An 18,541-nucleotide genomic window follows, 5' to 3' on the forward strand; every position below is an offset into this window, starting at 1 on the left:
TTCGTTCTAAGATTTTGTTCCACTAAAAAGGAATCTTGTCGGAGTGCTGGTAGCTTTTTTAATTAAGTTACCGGCTGAGACCGCAATTGCGGGATCCGTTGAACCTGATCAGGCTAATACCTGCGAAGGGAACAAGAGAGCACCAGCATGACACAACCGTCGTTTCTGCGCTGGTGTTCCTTTCAACACTCCTGACAAGCATCTCTAACATCAACAAAATGAGAGAATGCTATGTCAACTGCACCATCGAATAACCGTTTAAATCGCCAACAGGCTGAATCTTTTTTATCATCGCTATCCGGGCATTATTACCCTAATTCCAGCCGCGAATTTTTGTCTGGCAGCAACAATGACATCCAGGTTCCCTTTCGCCGCATTCATTTAAGCGAAACTTTGCACCAGCCCACGCCGGGCGTAAAGTTACCACCGAACGAGCCGGTGGATGTGTATGATACCTCCAGCGTTTACGGTGACCCGGACTCCAGAATTGACGTGAAAGCGGGTTTGAAAAAGGTTCGTGAAAACTGGATTCAGGATCGCCACAGCGAGAACCAGCAATATAATCACCGAGTTACTCAACTGGCCTACGCCCGGCGCGGCGTAGTTACACCTGAGATGGAGTTTATTGCACTGCGGGAGAATATGGGTAGAGAACACCTTGAAAACCCCATAACGCCGGAATTTGTGCGCGATGAAGTCGCCAGTGGACGCGCAATTATCCCCGTTAATACCCACCATCCCGAATCTGAACCGATGATTATTGGCCGCAACTTCTTAGTTAAAGTGAACGCCAACATTGGTAACTCCTCGGTCAGTTCGTCCATTGAAGAAGAAGTTGAAAAGCTGGTATGGGCCACGCGCTGGGGCGCTGATACCGTTATGGACTTATCTACCGGCCGTAATATTCACCAAACCCGTGAGTGGATCTTACGCAACAGTCCGGTGCCTATTGGTACGGTGCCTATCTACCAGGCATTAGAGCGCGTCAATGGTGTTGCCGAAGATCTGAGCTGGCCAGTATTTAAAGACGTGCTGCTGGAGCAGGCTGAACAAGGTGTCGACTATTTCACGATTCACGCCGGCGTACTGCACAACTTCATTAAACTGACCGCAAAACGAGTGACCGGCATTGTTTCGCGTGGCGGTTCAATTATGGCCAAATGGTGCATGGCGCACAAGCAAGAGAGCTTTCTTTACCAGCATTTCCGCGATATCTGCAAAGTTTGTGCGAAATATGATGTGTCGCTGTCTTTAGGTGACGGCCTGCGCCCCGGATCCATTGCCGACGCCAACGATGAAGCTCAGTTCGCAGAACTTCGGGTACTAGGCGAGTTGACTCAAATTGCCTGGGAGTACGATGTGCAGGTGATGATAGAAGGCCCCGGTCATGTACCCATGCATAAAATTCAGGAAAATATGGATGAGCAATTAAAGCACTGCCACGGTGCGCCGTTTTATACCTTAGGACCGCTAACCACCGATATAGCACCAGGTTACGACCACATTACCTCAGGTATTGGTGCTGCGATGATCGGCGCCTTTGGCTGCGCTATGCTCTGTTATGTTACCCCGAAGGAGCACTTAGGCCTGCCTAACAAGGAAGACGTAAAACAGGGGATGATCGCCTATAAAATCGCTGCGCATGCTGCTGATTTAGCCAAAGGACACCCAGGTGCACAGGCGCGTGATGATGCTATGTCAAAAGCCCGCTTCGAGTTTCGCTGGGAGGATCAGTTTAACCTGGCGTTGGATCCTGTCACTGCCCGCAGCTATCACGATGAAACACTGCCACAGGACTCGAACAAAACGGCGCAATTTTGCTCCATGTGCGGTCCTAAATTCTGCTCCATGAAAATTTCTCACGAGGTGCGTCAGTACAACCCTGACACTCGCATTGAGGTCAAAGTGAAAGACGCGGCGACCGAAGGAGCAAACTAATGTCAGTACCTGTCGTATGGACCGTCGCTGGTTCTGACAGCGGCGGTGGCGCAGGCATTCAGGCGGACTTGCACACGTTCCGCAGTCTGAAGGTACATGGCTGCAGTGTCATAAGCACAGTGACCGCTCAGAACTCTGTTGAAACCACCGGGTTATTCCCGTTAGCTGCTGACGCCATTCGTCAGCAGCTGGAATGCCTGCAACAGGACATGCCCCCTGTTGCGATAAAAGTTGGGTTGCTCAGCAACAGACAGCATCTACAAGCGGTGGCTAACTTTTTAAAGCAGTGGCCTGATACCCTTCCCCGACCTTTCATGGTTTGGGATCCAGTGGTTGTCAGCACTCAGCAGGATCAGTTGTCTGAACTCAAACCAGAACACTGCGCGAAGTTACTCCCACTGGTTGATATTATCACCCCAAATTTGAATGAGCTCAGTTGGTTGAGTGGCTTGAGTGTTAACGATGAGAGTTCAATGTGTCGCGCCGCAGAACAACTCTTTCATGCCGGGCTGCCCCGAATTCTGGTAACAGGCTCCGATTTTGGTCGCGCCGATGAAATATCTGACTATTACCTTAGCACTAATGAGCATATTCAGTACATTCAGCAGAAGTTGAAAACAAAACACAGCCACGGAACAGGTTGTACTTTGTCTTCTGCTATTGCGGCGGTATTAGCGCATGATTATCCACTTGAGGATGCCATTACGGTAGCTAATGCTTATGTGCATCAAGGCTTACTTCAAGCCAAAGGTATAGGCCGCGGACCCGGTCCGGTGGCTCATACACACTGGCCACAGCAAATTAAATATTTTCCAAAAATTGAAACGCCAGAGTTGCCCTATATCTATGGGGAATTCCCGAGGTTAAACCAAAACCCAGGACTCTATCCCGTAGTAGATTCTTATGAGTGGATAGAAAAGCTTTTAAAACTCGGTATTAAAACGCTTCAGCTGCGTATTAAAGATGTAGATGACCCGCAGCTAGAAACCGCTATTAAAAAAAGCATTCAGCTGGCAGAGCAATATTCAGCACAGCTGTTTATTAATGACTACTGGCAATTAGCCATTAAGCACAACGCTTATGGCGTTCATTTAGGCCAGGAAGACTTAACGGAAGCCAACCTTAACGCTATTCAGCAGGCGGGTCTGCGGCTGGGCATTTCCACTCACAGCTACACCGAGTTATTGATCGCCAACGCCTATAAGCCCTCTTACATCGCGTTAGGTCATATCTTTCCAACTCAGACCAAGGCGATGCCCTCTAAACCGCAAGGTTTGGAGCGACTACGCCGCTATGTGTCGTTACTGGCGCCAACGACTATACCGACAGTCGCTATTGGCGGTATTTCTTTAGAGCGCGTAGCTACCGTAACAGCTACCGGCGTTAACGGCATAGCGGTTGTTAGCGCGATTACTGCTGCGAACGATGTCGAACAAGCTGTTCATCAATTACTGACTGCAATGGACGCTAAAGTTGAAGTCGGGGTCGCTCATGCTAAATAACGAGCAACTTCTGCGCTACAGCAGTAACCTTCTGATGAAAGAAATAGGCGAAGTTGGACAACAGCGTTTGCTCAAAAGCCATGTTTTAATTATTGGTTTGGGCGGTCTTGGTTGCCCAGCGAGTCAGTATCTGGCGTCATCGGGCGTTGGGCAAATCACACTGGTCGATCACGACACCATAAGCCTCAGCAACTTACAGCGGCAAACACTCTATTCCAGCGATGATATTGGCTTGTCCAAGGCGCGGCAAGCTGGTCATTCTTTGTCGCAGTTAAACCCGGACATCCGTATAACCGCTCTTGAAGAGCAAGCCTGTGAAGACAACCTGGATGCACTCATTAAACAGGCCGATTTAGTCCTCGACTGCACCGACAATCGCGAGACCCGATACCTGATCAACCACAGCTGCTACCGACTGAATACGCCGCTAGTTTCTGCTGCGGCACGCGGCTTTAACGGGCAAATTATCGCGTTAAACCCGGAGCATTCGCACGGCTGTTATCAGTGTCTCTATCCCGACAATGTTAATGAACCTCTGAACTGCAGTAATGCCGGCATTGCAGGTCCTGTTGTCGGCATTATGGGGGCCAGTCAGGCACTACAGGCAATTAATTATTTTACCGGGCATGAGCTTAACTGGGGTTACCTGCAAACCTTCAATGGCTTATCGCAAAACTGGCAACAACTCTCTTTACCCCGGACCGCTTCGTGCCCTGTATGCGGAGGTAAAAATGCGCGTTCAAGTTAATGACAAACATTTTGAAATCACAGAAAAAACCAATTTATCGCAGCTATTGTCCGCTCAGAATATCGATACCTCGGCCGTTGCCGTCGCCATGAACGGACAGATTATACACCGCGAACAATGGCAACAGACTGAGCTTAAAGACAACGATACTATCACCCTTGTTCAGGCCGTTGCCGGAGGTTAACCATGCTGAGAATAGCCGATCGTAATTTTCATTCCCGCTTACTCATAGGTTCTGGCAAATACAGTAGCGCGGATATTATGCAGAAATCCCTTGCAGCTTCCGGTAGCGAGTTAGTAACGCTGGCGTTAAAGCGCGTTGAGCTTGAACGACCTACTGACGACATTGTCACGCCCATAAAAAATTTGGGTTTACAGCTACTACCCAATACCTCCGGTGCAAAAACCGCACAAGACTCTATTTTTGCTGCGCGCCTTGCCCGTGAAGCTTTAGACACCCACTGGCTTAAACTGGAAATACACCCCGACCCCAACTATTTGCTACCGGACCCGATAGAAACCCTAAAAGCCGCGGAGGCTTTGGTAAAAGAGGGCTTTACGGTACTACCCTACTGCGGTGCTGATCCGGTATTGTGTAAACGCTTAGAGGAAGTTGGCTGCGCGGCAGTTATGCCGTTAGGTGCGCCCATAGGTTCAAATCAGGGGTTGTTAACACGGGATTTTCTGCGAATTATTATCGAACAGGCATCGGTACCGGTCATTGTCGATGCAGGCATTGGAGCACCAAGCCACGCCGTTGAAGCCATGGAAATGGGCGCTGACGCCGTATTGGTAAATACCGCGATAGCTACTGCGAATGATCCTGTCGCTATGTCAAAAGCCTTTCGCGATGCCGTTATTGTTGGACGCCAGGCCTTTGAAGCAGGCTTAAGTCAAAATGCTTCATTAAAAGCCACAGCGTCCAGCCCGTTAACGGAATTTCTGGAGTCATTATGAGCTTTTACACTGTCTGGGAGCAAACCAACTGGGATGATACCCGCCTGCAGCTTTACAGTAAAAACGCCGCTGACGTTGAAACCGCTTTAAACAAGAAGCATCTGAATACCGGTGATTTTATGGCTTTATTGTCGCCGGCAGCAGAGCCTTATCTGGCCCTTATGGCAGAGCGTTCGCAGCAACTAACCCGGCAGCGTTTTGGTAATACCCTGCACCTGTTTATTCCGCTGTATTTATCAAACCTGTGTGCTAACGATTGCAGCTACTGCGGCTTTTCCATGAGTAACCGCTTAAAGCGAAAGACCCTGTCGCCAGCTGAAATCGAGCAGGAATGTCAGGCCATAAAAGCCAAAGGTTTTGATACCTTGCTGGTGGTTACCGGCGAGCATGAAACCAAGGTAGGTATTGATTATTTTCGTCAGGCGCTACCTATTATCAAACGCTATTTCAGCTATGTGATGTTTGAAGTGCAACCATTGGCTACCCATGAATACGCAGAATTACGCACGTTGGGTCTGGACGCGGTTATGGTCTATCAGGAAACTTATCAGCCCGCTACGTATGCTAAACACCACTTAAAAGGAAGAAAACGTGATTTCCGCTGGCGGCTTGAAACACCCGACCGTCTAGGGAAATGCGGTATCGATAAAATTGGCCTGGGATCGCTGATTGGGCTGGAGGACTGGCGTATCGACAGCACCTTTACCGCCATGCATATGGATTATCTGCGACGACGTTACTGGCGCAGCCGTTACTCGCTGTCATTTCCAAGGCTACGTCCTTGTGCCGGAGGTGTCGATAACGCACTCACCATTTCCGATAAACAACTGGTTCAGTTAATTTGCGCCTACCGGTTGCGGTTCCCGGATGTAGAGCTCAGCCTTTCGACACGCGAACAGCAAGCGCTTCGTGATGGGTTATTCCGTTTAGGTGTAACTTCAGTCAGTGCTGAATCAAAAACTCAGCCAGGCGGTTACGCCAACGAGCAACAAGAGCTGGAACAGTTTTCGATAGACGATGACAGACCAGTCAGTGAAGTGGCACAAGCAATAAAGGCGAGAGGATTACAACCGGTATGGCAGGACTGGCTTAACGAGCTATCCGCAATGCCACCTGAAACTTTTTCCAGTCCAGAGTAGCCACCAGTAACAACTCACGCAGCGTTAAGGTGCGTGGGTTAATGCGCCCTTTATGATTCCACTGATGCCCGCAGCTGGCTGCGGTCATAATGCGCTTATTAGGCTTCAGTAAGGTATCCTGACTGTGCTCACCCTGTCCGGAAAAATCAAACCAGCCACGGTAGTTGAGATGCAGGCGCTTTTTCTCCTGATCAACGCGATCGATGCTGTCGAGCATAATAGTTGTAAATTCAGGGGTTTGATAACGAACAGGAACCACCAACCCCAAAGCTGCATGTTTAGCAAACCATTGGCTCTGCCCTTCGGCAGATATACCGGCTGAAGGAACTTTTGTTGGCTGAGGAGCTTGCCAACTGGCGTTCTGAACATCCAGCTTTAACGGCGAATACTGCACTGCATTGAGACAACCATGCGCAGCGTGACGAATGTAATGCGGAAGACTGGCTAAACGACGTTGCAAAGCCGCAACAGGCATATCATTAACCTGCGCCAGTTGCGGTAATTCGCGTTCATACAGCGCTGAGCACAGCTCGGCAAAATCGCCCTGCTGTGCCAGCGGCTGAAAAATGTCCGCCTGTTGATTAGCCAGCGTTGACTTCCTGTCGTCCGCGGTATGGCGCTTGGCCATTCAAATCGCCCTCTATACGCAATAATTGGTTGTACTTAGCAACCCGGTCAGAACGACACAGCGAGCCGGTTTTAATTTGACCCGCGGCGGTGCCTACTGCCAAATCGGCAATGGTAGCGTCTTCGGTTTCACCAGAACGGTGAGAAATAACCGCCGAATAACCCGCTTCACGCGCCATTGCAATAGCTGCTAAAGTTTCTGTCAGGCTACCAATCTGATTAAACTTAATCAAAATTGAATTGGCAATCGACTTGTCGATACCTTCTTTCAGAATACGCGTATTAGTTACAAACAGGTCATCACCGACCAACTGAACTTTGCTGCCCAGTTTTTCGGTTAAGACTTTCCAGCCGTCCCAGTCGCTTTCGTCCAGGCCGTCTTCAATAGAAATAATTGGGTAACGGTCGCAAAGCTCTGCCAGGTAGTCGGCAAATTCTTCTGCAGTAAAAGACTTACCTTCGCCAGACAATTCATATTTACCGTCACGGTAGAATTCAGATGCCGCGCAGTCCAAAGCCAGAGTAATGTCGCTGCCCATTTTGTAGCCCGCGTTTTCAACCGCTTCCACAATAACTTGCAAAGCTTCTTCGTTAGACGCCAGGTTCGGTGCAAAACCGCCCTCGTCGCCAACGGCTGTACTTAGACCACGCTTCTGCAGAACCTTTTTCAGAGCATGGAAGACTTCAGCGCCCATACGCAGGCCTTCTTTGAAGCTTTCAGCGCCAACCGGCTGGATCATGAATTCCTGAATATCCACGTTGTTATCCGCATGTTCACCGCCATTTAAGATGTTCATCATTGGCAATGGCATGCTGTATTTACCGCTGGTGTTGTTCAGGTTAGCAATGTGTTCGTAAAGCTCGATGCCTTTACTCAAAGCCGCCGCTTTAGCTACCGCCAGAGACACAGCTAAAATAGCGTTAGCACCTAACTTTTCTTTATTGTCGGTACCGTCCAGATTCAACATAATGTTGTCGACAGCTTCCTGGTTAATCGCATCAATACCATTTAAGCTTTCAGCAATAGCACCATTAATATTGGCAACCGCCGTTTCAACACCTTTACCTAAGTAACGCGATTTATCACCATCACGTAACTCTAGAGCTTCACGTGAACCGGTTGATGCGCCACTTGGTGCTGCCGCACGACCCATGTGGCCAGACTCCAGGTAAACGTCGGCTTCAACCGTCGGGTTACCACGGGAGTCCATAATTTCACGACCAATAACTTTAACAATCTTACTCATGCTTAAATCCTGTTTAATGCTTAATCATTAGCCGGGTTATTAACCCAAACGCTCTTTATGAAATTCGCCTGCAGCTTCTATGAAGCCTTTAAATAACGGGTGTCCGTCACGCGGCGTTGAAGTGAATTCCGGGTGGAACTGTACTGCCACAAACCAGCGATGTTTCGGGTTTTCCAGAATCTCGACCAATTGTTTGTCATGCGAGTAACCGGTAATTTTTAAACCAGCTTTCTCCAGTGCCTCTACATAATGGTTGTTCACTTCGTAACGATGACGGTGGCGTTCTTCAATGGTCTCTTTACCGTACATTTTCAGTGCTTTAGAGCCTTTTTCTAAGTGACACTCCTGTGCGCCAAGGCGCATGGTGCCGCCCAGATCAGAATGCTTATCGCGCAATTCTTTCTGGCCACTGGCGTCCATCCACTCAGTAATAAGTCCCACCACAGGATCGCTGCAGCTCTCATCAAATTCAGTACTGTTAGCGCCAGCTAAACCTGCCACATTACGAGCAAATTCAATCATTGCGACTTGCATACCTAAACAAATGCCCAAATACGGAACATTGTTTTCACGAGCGTATTTTGCCGCAATTAATTTTCCTTCAATACCGCGACCACCGAAGCCACCGGGAACCAGAATAGCGTCCACGTCTTCGAGCTTAGAGGTGCCTTTGGTTTCTAAATCTTGCGAGTCTATGTAACGAATGTTCACCGTTAAACGATTCTTAAGGCCGGCATGCGCCAGGGCTTCGTTAACTGACTTGTAAGCGTCCGGAAGTTCAACGTATTTACCGACAAAACCAACTGTGACTTCACCGTTCGGGTTCGACTCCTGATACAGAACCTCTTCCCACTCATGCAAGTCGGCTTCAGGACAATCAAGACGGAAACGTTTGGTCACTATGTCATCCAGGCTCTGAGCCTTTAGCATAGAAGGTATTTTGTAAATACTATCAACGTCGCGCAGGCCAATAACCGCACGTTCTTCTACGTTGGTAAACAACGCAATTTTCGAGCGTTCTGTTGCCGGTAACGAACGATCTGAACGGCATATCAATATATCGGGTTGAATACCAATAGAACGCAGCTCTTTCACTGAGTGCTGTGTTGGCTTGGTTTTCACCTCACCCGCAGCGCCTAAGAATGGCACCAGGGTTAGGTGCATAAATAAGGTGTGATCACGACCAATTTCCGTGCCCAATTGACGAATGGCTTCAAGGAAAGGTTGTGACTCAATGTCACCTACGGTGCCGCCAATTTCAATAATAGCAATATCGAAGCCTTTACTGCCTTCAATAACACGACGCTTAATTTCGTTGGTAATGTGAGGAATGACCTGAATGGTCGCTCCTAAAAACTCACCTTTACGCTCACGGCGTATAATGTCTTCATAGACACGGCCGGTGGTAAAGTTGTTGCTGCTGGTCATACGGGTGCGGATAAAACGCTCGTAGTGACCAAGGTCAAGATCGGTTTCAGCTCCGTCTACGGTGACAAAAACTTCACCGTGCTGAATTGGACTCATGGTACCCGGATCTACGTTAATGTAGGGGTCCAGCTTCATGATAGTAACGTTAAGGCCCCGTGCTTCAAGAATTGCCGCCAGGGAGGCTGCAGCAATGCCTTTACCCAGCGAGGATACAACTCCGCCGGTTACGAAAATATAGTTTGTCGCCATGTGATACCTAGTTGGTCAGGTCAAATTTGGGATTGCATTCAGACGGGAAAGTAGTATACCGAAAGACGGCTCTAACAACAAATAAAAGCTGTCGTCACCTACTTCTAAAAGCTAGTAATCGGCATCAAACAGTTTCTCTTTTATTCAGATTTAAACTCAAAAGGCCCTTTCGATTCGCTGCGAACCACTACGGTACCGGCCAATATATCGTGCCATGCCTGTTTTTTGTCACTGAACGCTATCCAGAAAAAGCCTAAAAATATAGGTAGTGCCGAGGGAATGTAAGCAAAATAACGGCCGATGGCTTTCCCTATACTCAGGCTTCCTCCGGTATGCTCATCCACCACCCGTAAGTTCAATATCATTTTACCGGGTGTGCCTAAAAACTTAATCCAGAAAAAGATAGTCAGTATGGCCGGTATAACGTAGTTAATCAGTACGTCCCAGAAGCCGTATATCAGCTTTTCACCTTGCCAGTATTCCTGACCGTAGATAAATCCAACGGGTATTGAAAACAAAATCACCAAGATAACAACGTCAATTAACATCGCTGCAAAGCGAATTCGGAACCCAGCGTACTTAGCGTATTCTTTTTTATCTTCCATTATCGTCCCTTTCCAACCCGTTTTTAATTATGGAAGCCTAATCATCAAACCGCTTTAAATAATGAAACAGGACATATGTCCAAATAACAGCTGCGGGTATCAGACTAAAAGCAAGTTGAGAGTACATTTCAGAATTGCCGGTAAACTCAACCATACTTATGGCCAACCCTAGTCCCACACCGAAAAGTAAACTTAGAACGGAAAATAAAATGGTAAAGGTTTTGCGGTCGAATTTAGTTTTGCTAGCAGCTAATGCCTTCGCGCCTGAGTTCATGGTACCTCCTTAATAATCGGAACTTATTGTTTTAATCATGTTAATAAAAGCAAACTAACTTGTTAAGAGTAAATCAATAAAAAAGCGCGCTCAAAATGAACGCGCTTATTCGGAGGCATTAATAAAATTACGTTTTCGCCTGTTTAAATCGATTTACCAAATAAAACAACGCGGGTAGAACAACCAGCGTCAGAAGCGTTGACGAAATAATACCGCCAATAACAACGGTGGCCAGAGGCCGTTGAACCTCTGCTCCTGTCCCCGTATTAAATGCCATAGGAACAAAGCCCAAGCTCGCGACAAGTGCGGTCATTAATACCGGCCGAAGACGTTGTTGCGCTCCCTCAAATACAGCGTCTTTCAGCTGTAAACCATCCCGGAGCAACTGTCGGATAAAAGACAGCATAACAACCCCGTTTAACACCGCGACGCCGGACAAAGCAATAAAACCGACCGCCGCAGAAATAGACAGAGGCATGCCTCGCAATGACAAAGCGAAAATTCCGCCGGTTAATGCAAGCGGCACTCCGGTAAAGATAATCAATGCGCTGCTTAAAGAACCGAAGGCGCTATACAGCAGACCTAGAATCAGCAACAGCGTCAACGGAACCACCAGGCTTAAGCGCTGTGAAGCTGACTGCAACTGCTCAAAAGTGCCACCGTAATCAATCCAGTAACCAGTCGGAATATCCAGGTTTGTGTTTAAACTCTCCTGAACCGCATTAACAAATGAGCCCAAGTCGCGGTCAGTAACGTTAGCACTGACAATGACATTCCGTTTACCACTTTCCCGGTTAATTTGATTAGGCCCATTAGCTAAAGTCAGTTTAGCCACTTCACCTAACGGCACGTACTGTAGCTCGGGATTATTTGCCGCAGGCACATCTACCGGCAGTTGTTTCAATTTTTCAATGTTCTGCCGCCAGTCATTGTTCAGCCGAACCAATAATTTGAAACGTTTGTCACCTTCATAAATAACTCCAGTCTGAATGCCGCCTACAGCGCTCTGCAGTGTACTTTGTACATCAGCAACCGTAAGCCCCAGCAACGCCAAATGGTCTCGCTTAGGTTCAACAGACAAGATAGGCAAGCCGGTCATTTGCTCAACGCGCACGCCGGAAGCCCCCGGAACCTCTCTGATAATAGCCGCTGCTGAGTCACCCAATTGTTTGAGCTGCTCAAGGTCATCACCGTATATACGTACGCCAAGATCAGCCCGCACTCCCGCAATCAGCTCGTTAAACCGCATTTCTATCGGCTGGGTAAATTCGTACTTGTTACCGGGTAACTCTTGTACCGCCATACGAATTTCACTGACCAGTTGCTCTTTAGTTTTATCCGGATTGGGCCAGTCTTTGCGTTCCTTCAGCATAATGAAGGTATCAGCCACGCTCGGCGGCATCGGATCCGTAGCCACATCCGGGGTACCAATTTTAGAGAATACCCGTTTCACTTCGGCAAAGTCAGCAACCACGGCTTCTACGTCTTTTTGCATATCGACCGACTGCTGTAAGCCTGTGCCCGGAATCCGCAGCGCATGCATGGCAATGTCGCCTTCGTCCAGTTGTGGCAAAAACTCCGTACCCATACGACTGGCCTGAAACAAAGAAACAGCGAACAAGCCGAAACCGATAGCAATAACTAACACAGGAAGTTTTAGCGCACTTCTTAATACCGGTTGATAGGCTTTACGAGCTCCGCGCATGACTTTGTTCTCGCCGTGCTTAATATTGCCACGGACAAATATAGCGACAGCGGCAGGAACAAAAGTGACCGAGAAAATCAAGGCACCCAGCAGCGCTGCAACTACGGTAAAAGCCATAGGATGGAACATTTTCCCTTCCACGCCGCTTAGCGCGAAGATGGGCAGGTACACCAGCATAATAATGAGGACACCGAATACCGCCGGGTTGAATACCTCACGCGTACTTTTTGTTACCTCAATCAGCCGTTCCTGAGTACTTAAGACCCTTCCTAACCGCTGTTGCGCATTACCCAGTCGTCGCAGAGCATTTTCCACCACAATAACGGCCCCATCGACAATAATGCCAAAGTCTATCGCTCCCAGGCTCATTAGGTTGCCGGACACCTTATTCGTGACCATTCCCGTAATCGCGAAAAGCATGCTTAACGGAATAACGCATGCCGTGATCAAGGCAGCGCGTATATTGCCCAGCAAAATAAACAGAACCACAATAACCAAAACCGCGCCTTCGAAAAGGTTCTTCTCAACCGTGGCAATGGTTTTATCCACCAGGGTAGTGCGATTATAAATAGGCTCAGCAACCACGCCTTCCGGCAGGCTTTGTTGCACTTGTTCCAGCTTTTCAGACACCGCTTGTGCCACTATGCGACTGTTCTCACCAATCAGCATCATGGCGGTGCCCAGAACCACTTCTTCCTGATTAGATGTAGCCGCACCGGTACGCAGTTGTTTACCCAGTTTGACTTCAGCGACATGGCGAACCCGAACCGGCGCATCGTCCCGCTTTGATACCACCACATTGCCAATGTCTTCCAGAGACTTTAGCTGACCCGGCGAGCGCACCAGCCACTGTTCCCCGTTCTTTTCTATATAACCGGCACCAGCGTTTCGGTTGTTCAAATCCAAGGCCCGAAGCAAGTCTTGCATGGTCACTTTATAAGCCAGCATACGGCCCGGTTGAGGCGCAACCTGGTATTGCTTTTCATAGCCGCCGACACTGTTTATTTCGGTAACCCCAGGCACTTTTACCAACTGAGGTTTAATGATCCAGTCCTGTATGGTGCGCAAGCTTTCTGCAGTGTAAGCCTTACCCTCTGCGTCGGTAGCCCCGGGTTTTGCTCTGACAACGTAGTTAAAAATTTCTCCCAAACCTGACGCAATGGGACCCATAGCCGGTTCAACGCCTTGCGGCAGCTCCCCCCTAACCTGCTGCAGTCGCTCGCTAATTTGCTGTCGAGCCCAGTAAATGTCGGTGCCTTCTTCAAATACCACCGTCACCTGAGACAAACCATAACGAGAAATTGAGCGGGTATAATCCAGCTTTGGAATGCCCGCCATAGCCGTTTCTACCGGGTAAGTGATACGTTGTTCTGTTTCCAGCGGTGAGTAACCCGGCGCTTCGGTATTTACCTGTACCTGCACATTGGTAATGTCCGGCACCGCATCAATTGGCAGCTTCATGGTGCTATATACACCAACAGCCGCAATCAAAAAGGTAGCGGCCACCACTAACCAGCGGCGTTCAACCGCAAAGCGAATGAGTGCATCAATCATGATAGTCCCCTTAGTGGCTGTGCCCTGCACCTTGTTTGAGAATGTCAGCTTTGATCAAATAACTGTTGCCAATGACATACTCTGCGCCTGGCTCAAGCCCCGAAAGAACCTCGACGTAGTCACCCGATTTGCGGCCGGTTCTAATCTCACTGGCTTCAAACCGGTTGCCGTTGCGGATAAAAACTACGGCTTCTCCGTTCAGGGTCTGAATGGCACCGGACTCAACCGCGATATCGGCAGTAAAGGTGTCGGTTGTGACATCCGCTTTAACATGCATTCCCGGGCGCCAATGTCCTGACTTATTGGGCAACACCACGCGTGCCCGGGCTATGTGGCCACCGGTCATTTGCGGTGCAATGTAAGATACTGTACCGCTTACCGTTTTATGGTGGTGCAAGTCGTATACCTCGGCGCTTTGACCTTCCTGCATTGCTTCCACGTTTTCGGGAAACGCCGACAACTCTACCCAAACTGAAGCGGTATTAATTACCTGAAATAAAGGTTGCTGATCAACCAATTCACCAACATTGGTAAAACGTTCGGAAACCTGGCCACTAATGGGACTGACCACATTAAACTTGGTACCTGTACTGACGTTTTCTACTACAGCAAGCACATCGCCCTTTTCAACTGAGTCGCCAATGTTGGCATTAAGCGAACTCACAATGCCTTTATAGCGGGCGCTAATATGCGCAATATTGTTATTTTCCGGCGCAATTACGCCGAATACGGTTTGAGTCACAGCCATGCGTTGGGAGCTAACTTGTCCCATAGTCAGGTCGGCGTTCTCTATGGCTTTATCGCTCAGTTCAGTATGGGACTTTTCATGGTGGTCATCTTCCGACGCCCAGGTTTGTTGGGTGTAACTACAGACAGCCCAAAAAGCAGCTGCTAGAAAGTAAGTTGATAGTTTCACTGCTGTTCTCCTAAAAATGCTTGTCCGGTCATACGTTCCAGCTGAATGACATCGCTGTATATGGCGTGCTCCCGCGAAACTCGTTGATACTCGAGCTGAGCTAGCTCATTCTGCGCATCCAGCACCTGCAATAGCGAATGCGTACCGCGCGCATATCCCTGGTTAGTTTGTTCGACCAGTTGCTGTGCCAGTGGCAATAGAGTGTCTTTCACTTTTTGTCGGTAGTTTTGGTGGGTTTGCAGGCTGTTTATTAGCGCCAGTGCCAGCGAGCGCAACTGAGTTCGCACCAGCTTTTGCTGCTGCAGGTTCGATTGATGCAACACCCGACGCTGCTGAATACGCCCAATATTAGGATCTTGCAGCTGCAACGGCATCGACGCCTCAACCACAAATCCTGTATCATCCGACTGATTGTTGTAACGCACGCCAAATCCCAGACTTAAGTCTGAGGTGGAGTCTGCTTCCAACGCTTTTGCCTGAGCCTGCAATAAGCGCTCGGAATCTAACAGGCGTAAATATTCAGGCGCCTTATTTACTGCATTTAGAACGTCGGCCTGTTCCGGTAAATTTAAAGGGAAATAAAAAGTGCCCGAAACTTGGTTAAAGTTCGGCTGCTCAGCCCACATTGCGCTGAGCTTTGCCTGCGCTTTAGCCAACTGGCCTTTCAGTTCCTCTATATCAGCCCGTTGGCTCTCGCGCTGAAGTTGAATACGGGTTACCTCAGAGTTTGCTACAGCGCCGGCATTTGCCCGCTCCTGTGCTGTTCGTAGCAGACTCTCCGTACGATGTAGCTGCTGCTTGCTAAGACGAATAAACTCCTGCAACTTAAGTACCCGGTAAAAGCGCTGTGTTGTTTGTGCCAGCACCTCAATACGCTGATATTCAAACTCCGCCTGTTGCACTTTCTCTTCGGCTGTTGCCGCATTCATTCGCTGCTGGCGTTTCTCTCCTAACTCAATGACCTGAGAGAAGGACAGCGTCATCTGCGCATTATCCAGACCGGAGCTTTCACCAGAGCCGGCAAAGTTTTCAACTTCCAGTCCAACTCTCGGGTTAGGTGAAAACCCAGCCTGCAGAGTCAGTGCCTCGGCGGCCTGCTTTTGATAGTCGTACTTTTGTAAATCGGGGTTGCTCTTCAGTGTGCGATTTAGTGCATCACTTAAAGTTAAATCTGACGCGGCAGCACTAACCGGAAATACCAATATGGCACCCAGAAAGACCACCACGAAGCTCAAACGCTTCATGTTTTTTCTCCAATTGTTCGCTATTTAAAAATGACGGTAGAAATGGAGATTAAGCGTTTGGTGGGGGAACCGGCGGTTGATGGGCTAAACCCTTATCAAAAATTACGGCGGTAGGTTGAGCTTCGGTAATAATGGGACAAGCAGAGACACTAATGCCATAACCAGTAATGCAACTCACGTGCGCATGAAACTGGTGGTCGTGCCCCTGCTCAAGATCTAAAGATGAAGAATTCGGGCTATGTTCCAAACCATGGTTGACATCAAAAACAACATCCACACTGCTGTGGCTTGCGTCTTCCATATGGCCAACCACAGACGCACAGGTAAAAAAGCTGTGTATCAGGATGACTGTAATGAGTAACCATGGGATTTTCATGCCCGCTACTTTATCGAACTTAAGCCGCAAACGCTAGCGCAGAACAAAGAAGCTATAAGCTACTTTGCGTTCTGCGTGCCAGTAGAATTCAAGTCAATATCTACGTCATAGTCGATAAATTTAGCCTCCCCCATATACCAAACTTCAAAGGTTTCGGGCTCGCCATAAAAATAGTAAACATCTACCGGTGGCTTGTTCCGACCATGAGCATACACAAAAGACTGCCTCGTTATTTCCTTTAGGTATCCCCTGCTGTCCTTAACAAAAACCTCATTCCGACGACGCTCTTGTTCATACGCTTTTCTTTTTATCGTTTCGCGCGGCTCAAACTCTGCATAATCAATAATTAACCGATTTCCTTTCAGGCTGACACCTGGCGGCAGTTCGTCTTTAGCATAACTTTCTTTCGTCAGATTAGGTGCAATAAGCACCGGAAGCGCAGCTTTAAAGCGAGCAGGTTTAGTTGTGAACCTTTTTGGATAATAATCAATACTGTGCGCTTTAAAGTCATAAGCAAATTCAATGCTCTCTAAGTCCGTGTTTTCGAGGTTCCCACTTTTCTTTAACTCAACTTCAGCGGCATCCTGCACTGGCTCATTATTTTCATCAAAGAACTTATGACCGGCCATTGCAGATGCCGCGACCCGGTAGCCACTTTCAATAAACACATCGCTTTGTACATTGGGGTAAAACCACCTTATAACTCCCGGGGTTTCAACATCCTGTCTTTTCGGGTCGTCGAACTCATATCCCCGGAAATGTAGTAATGTCATTAAATCTGAAATTTCTTGTGCATTTAACTCGGTACGTGATGCTGTAACAGGCAGACGATCATTGTAAACCGGAGCTGTTAGCTCAATCTCTGGTATATCACCCAGGCTAATCTCGTAAGTCCGGGAATATGGCATATCAAGCACAGGAAGATCTAACTCACGTTCCAATTTTTTACTTTCTTCACCGTACACTAATAGCGTTAACAATCCTTTGTCTACTTGTCCGTTAAAGGCCCTGCCTAAGTAAATTTTACCGGCGCGCGCCTCTTTACTGTCTTTTTGCCAGGCCTCAAAATCCTTTTTCACAGCTTCTAAATCGATATTTCCCTGTTTAGCCTTTGCTATTACCTCTTCCAGCAAGTCGTTTTCCTGATAAACCTCAGACATAGGCCGACGTCGCGTTGACCGCCAGGCAAGGTAATCACCATTGGCTGTAACGGCCTCAGCAAGAACATCTTCATTTCCGAACAATTTAGAAGGGTCGGTGCCGTCTTCAGTACTAATTTCAACTACGTAATAGTCTTCTCCAAACTCCAGCACGTTAATTAAAAAGCCGTCCCGCTCCAGAGTTTCGCCAACATCTTCAGCGTCGAGTTCAAATGTAATCATCTGCTCTGGCAATTCTGCATAAAACTCTCCTTTTACAGCAACTGGTCTGGGAGACTTCTCATCGCGTGCATCGGTGAAACAAAATTCTTCACGCGTATCGACAATATCGCCCAATGCCTGCCTATTATTTGCCATATCAGGAAAGCTTGCATATTCAGGGAAGTCCAGGGTATCACCGTTGTCCAAAACCAACTTGGTGTATGTCAGGCCGTAACGAAACGGAAACTCAAAGCCTGGCTTCAGAGTAAAACCCTGTTCGTTTGAATATTGCATGCAAGAGAGGTGTTTCCAACTGTTTACCGCTACCAGGCTCTGCAAGTACGCTTCAGTCATCGAGTTTGAGTCACTGTATTGATTAAAGTGGAAGAGCTCTGGCTGAGCGTATTCAACTTTTTCTATTCCGGCATAAAAGACAAAAACGTCCATCATCCATTGGAAGTTAGACATTTCCTGACCGTACAATGCACGTCCGAGCTCTTCGTCCTCCAGCCCTTTTAATATTTCGAAACGGGCGTCGTGAAGTTCATCGCGTTGCTGAATTTGCTCATACACAGTTCGACCCTCCTGCTTAGCTTCCTTGCTTTCTGCACAACCCGCGCTCAGCATTGCGCTAACGACGGCAACACCCAAAACTTTGTATATATTCACTG

The 18,541-nt window shown here is 48.2% G+C and carries 16 protein-coding genes and 1 riboswitch; of the genes, 6 read left to right on the forward strand and 10 right to left on the reverse strand.

The features are described from left to right. The first annotated feature begins 29 nt into the window (after positions 1 to 29). Positions 30 to 148: riboswitch (TPP riboswitch) on the forward strand. A gap of 83 nt (positions 149 to 231) precedes the next feature. The 6 genes from thiC to thiH are packed head-to-tail and all read left to right on the forward strand — an operon-like array spanning position 232 to position 6,284. Continuing rightward, complete coding sequence (gene thiC / locus NJR55_RS08115; RefSeq protein WP_253619456.1) at positions 232 to 1,938, forward strand: phosphomethylpyrimidine synthase ThiC; 1,707 nt, start codon at positions 232 to 234, stop codon at positions 1,936 to 1,938. Then, positions 1,938 to 3,440 carry a thiamine phosphate synthase gene (thiE, locus tag NJR55_RS08120; protein WP_253619458.1) on the forward strand — a complete coding sequence of 501 codons (1,503 nt, stop codon included), beginning with the start codon at positions 1,938 to 1,940 and terminating at the stop codon, positions 3,438 to 3,440. The genes thiC and thiE overlap by 1 nt, the downstream gene beginning before the upstream one ends. Continuing rightward, positions 3,430 to 4,188 carry a HesA/MoeB/ThiF family protein gene (locus NJR55_RS08125; RefSeq protein ID WP_253619459.1) on the forward strand — a complete coding sequence of 253 codons (759 nt, stop codon included), beginning with the start codon at positions 3,430 to 3,432 and terminating at the stop codon, positions 4,186 to 4,188. Before thiE ends, NJR55_RS08125 begins: the two co-directional genes overlap by 11 nt. Then, the gene (thiS, locus tag NJR55_RS08130) at positions 4,172 to 4,372 is read left to right on the forward strand and encodes a sulfur carrier protein ThiS (protein ID WP_253619460.1); all 201 of its coding nucleotides are present in this window, start codon (positions 4,172 to 4,174) and stop codon (positions 4,370 to 4,372) included. The genes NJR55_RS08125 and thiS overlap by 17 nt, the downstream gene beginning before the upstream one ends. Positions 4,373 to 4,374: 2 nt before the next feature. Then, complete coding sequence (locus tag NJR55_RS08135) at positions 4,375 to 5,145, forward strand: thiazole synthase (RefSeq protein ID WP_253619461.1); 771 nt, start codon at positions 4,375 to 4,377, stop codon at positions 5,143 to 5,145. Next, entirely contained in the window at positions 5,142 to 6,284 is a 1,143-nt protein-coding gene (gene thiH / locus NJR55_RS08140; RefSeq protein WP_253619462.1) for a 2-iminoacetate synthase ThiH, read from the forward strand. The genes NJR55_RS08135 and thiH overlap by 4 nt, the downstream gene beginning before the upstream one ends. On the opposite strand, the gene NJR55_RS08145 is transcribed toward thiH, so the two are convergent. From NJR55_RS08145 to NJR55_RS08190, 10 genes are all read right to left on the reverse strand, one after another. Then, a complete protein-coding gene (locus NJR55_RS08145; RefSeq protein WP_253619463.1) occupies positions 6,235 to 6,912 on the reverse strand; it encodes a hypothetical protein in 678 nt (225 codons plus the stop codon). The two genes, thiH and NJR55_RS08145, sit on opposite strands and share 50 nt — an antisense overlap. Further along, positions 6,866 to 8,158, reverse strand: a complete 1,293-nt coding sequence (gene eno / locus NJR55_RS08150; protein ID WP_253619464.1) for a phosphopyruvate hydratase — start codon at positions 8,156 to 8,158, stop codon at positions 6,866 to 6,868. The genes NJR55_RS08145 and eno overlap by 47 nt, the downstream gene beginning before the upstream one ends. Positions 8,159 to 8,197: 39 nt before the next feature. Then, positions 8,198 to 9,835 (reverse strand): CTP synthase, encoded by a 1,638-nt coding sequence (locus NJR55_RS08155; protein ID WP_253619465.1) that lies wholly within the window; start codon positions 9,833 to 9,835, stop codon positions 8,198 to 8,200. A 140-nt stretch (positions 9,836 to 9,975) separates the two neighbouring features. Continuing rightward, positions 9,976 to 10,440 (reverse strand): RDD family protein, encoded by a 465-nt coding sequence (locus NJR55_RS08160; protein ID WP_253619466.1) that lies wholly within the window; start codon positions 10,438 to 10,440, stop codon positions 9,976 to 9,978. Between the two features lie 37 nt (positions 10,441 to 10,477). Beyond that, positions 10,478 to 10,714 carry a hypothetical protein gene (locus NJR55_RS08165; protein ID WP_253619468.1) on the reverse strand — a complete coding sequence of 79 codons (237 nt, stop codon included), beginning with the start codon at positions 10,712 to 10,714 and terminating at the stop codon, positions 10,478 to 10,480. Positions 10,715 to 10,841: 127 nt separating this feature from the next. After that, the gene (locus NJR55_RS08170) at positions 10,842 to 13,973 is read right to left on the reverse strand and encodes an efflux RND transporter permease subunit (protein ID WP_253619470.1); all 3,132 of its coding nucleotides are present in this window, start codon (positions 13,971 to 13,973) and stop codon (positions 10,842 to 10,844) included. 10 nt (positions 13,974 to 13,983) lie between these two features. Further along, positions 13,984 to 14,889, reverse strand: a complete 906-nt coding sequence (locus tag NJR55_RS08175; RefSeq protein WP_253619472.1) for an efflux RND transporter periplasmic adaptor subunit — start codon at positions 14,887 to 14,889, stop codon at positions 13,984 to 13,986. After that, positions 14,886 to 16,133, reverse strand: coding sequence for a TolC family protein (locus tag NJR55_RS08180; RefSeq protein ID WP_253619474.1), 1,248 nt, complete (start codon positions 16,131 to 16,133; stop codon positions 14,886 to 14,888). The genes NJR55_RS08175 and NJR55_RS08180 overlap by 4 nt, the downstream gene beginning before the upstream one ends. Positions 16,134 to 16,182: 49 nt before the next feature. Then, positions 16,183 to 16,509: a hypothetical protein gene (locus tag NJR55_RS08185; protein WP_253619476.1), complete on the reverse strand. Its 327-nt coding sequence runs from the start codon at positions 16,507 to 16,509 to the stop codon at positions 16,183 to 16,185. Positions 16,510 to 16,568: 59 nt separating this feature from the next. Continuing rightward, complete coding sequence (locus NJR55_RS08190) at positions 16,569 to 18,539, reverse strand: hypothetical protein (protein WP_253619477.1); 1,971 nt, start codon at positions 18,537 to 18,539, stop codon at positions 16,569 to 16,571. Positions 18,540 to 18,541: the final 2 nt, after the last annotated feature.

Origin of the sequence: Idiomarina rhizosphaerae (assembly GCF_024159085.1) — a bacterium.
In the GTDB taxonomy this organism is placed as follows: Bacteria; Pseudomonadota; Gammaproteobacteria; order Enterobacterales; family Alteromonadaceae; genus Idiomarina; species Idiomarina rhizosphaerae.

Coding starts and splice junctions, on each gene's coding strand:
- thiC (WP_253619456.1), top strand. CDS start 232: ATGTCAACTGCACCATCGAATAACCGTTTAAATCGCCAACAGGCTGAA.
- thiE (WP_253619458.1), top strand. CDS start 1,938: ATGTCAGTACCTGTCGTATGGACCGTCGCTGGTTCTGACAGCGGCGGT.
- NJR55_RS08125 (WP_253619459.1), top strand. CDS start 3,430: ATGCTAAATAACGAGCAACTTCTGCGCTACAGCAGTAACCTTCTGATG.
- thiS (WP_253619460.1), top strand. CDS start 4,172: ATGCGCGTTCAAGTTAATGACAAACATTTTGAAATCACAGAAAAAACC.
- NJR55_RS08135 (WP_253619461.1), top strand. CDS start 4,375: ATGCTGAGAATAGCCGATCGTAATTTTCATTCCCGCTTACTCATAGGT.
- thiH (WP_253619462.1), top strand. CDS start 5,142: ATGAGCTTTTACACTGTCTGGGAGCAAACCAACTGGGATGATACCCGC.
- NJR55_RS08145 (WP_253619463.1), bottom strand. CDS start 6,912: ATGGCCAAGCGCCATACCGCGGACGACAGGAAGTCAACGCTGGCTAAT.
- eno (WP_253619464.1), bottom strand. CDS start 8,158: ATGAGTAAGATTGTTAAAGTTATTGGTCGTGAAATTATGGACTCCCGT.
- NJR55_RS08155 (WP_253619465.1), bottom strand. CDS start 9,835: ATGGCGACAAACTATATTTTCGTAACCGGCGGAGTTGTATCCTCGCTG.
- NJR55_RS08160 (WP_253619466.1), bottom strand. CDS start 10,440: ATGGAAGATAAAAAAGAATACGCTAAGTACGCTGGGTTCCGAATTCGC.
- NJR55_RS08165 (WP_253619468.1), bottom strand. CDS start 10,714: ATGAACTCAGGCGCGAAGGCATTAGCTGCTAGCAAAACTAAATTCGAC.
- NJR55_RS08170 (WP_253619470.1), bottom strand. CDS start 13,973: ATGATTGATGCACTCATTCGCTTTGCGGTTGAACGCCGCTGGTTAGTG.
- NJR55_RS08180 (WP_253619474.1), bottom strand. CDS start 16,133: ATGAAGCGTTTGAGCTTCGTGGTGGTCTTTCTGGGTGCCATATTGGTA.
- NJR55_RS08185 (WP_253619476.1), bottom strand. CDS start 16,509: ATGAAAATCCCATGGTTACTCATTACAGTCATCCTGATACACAGCTTT.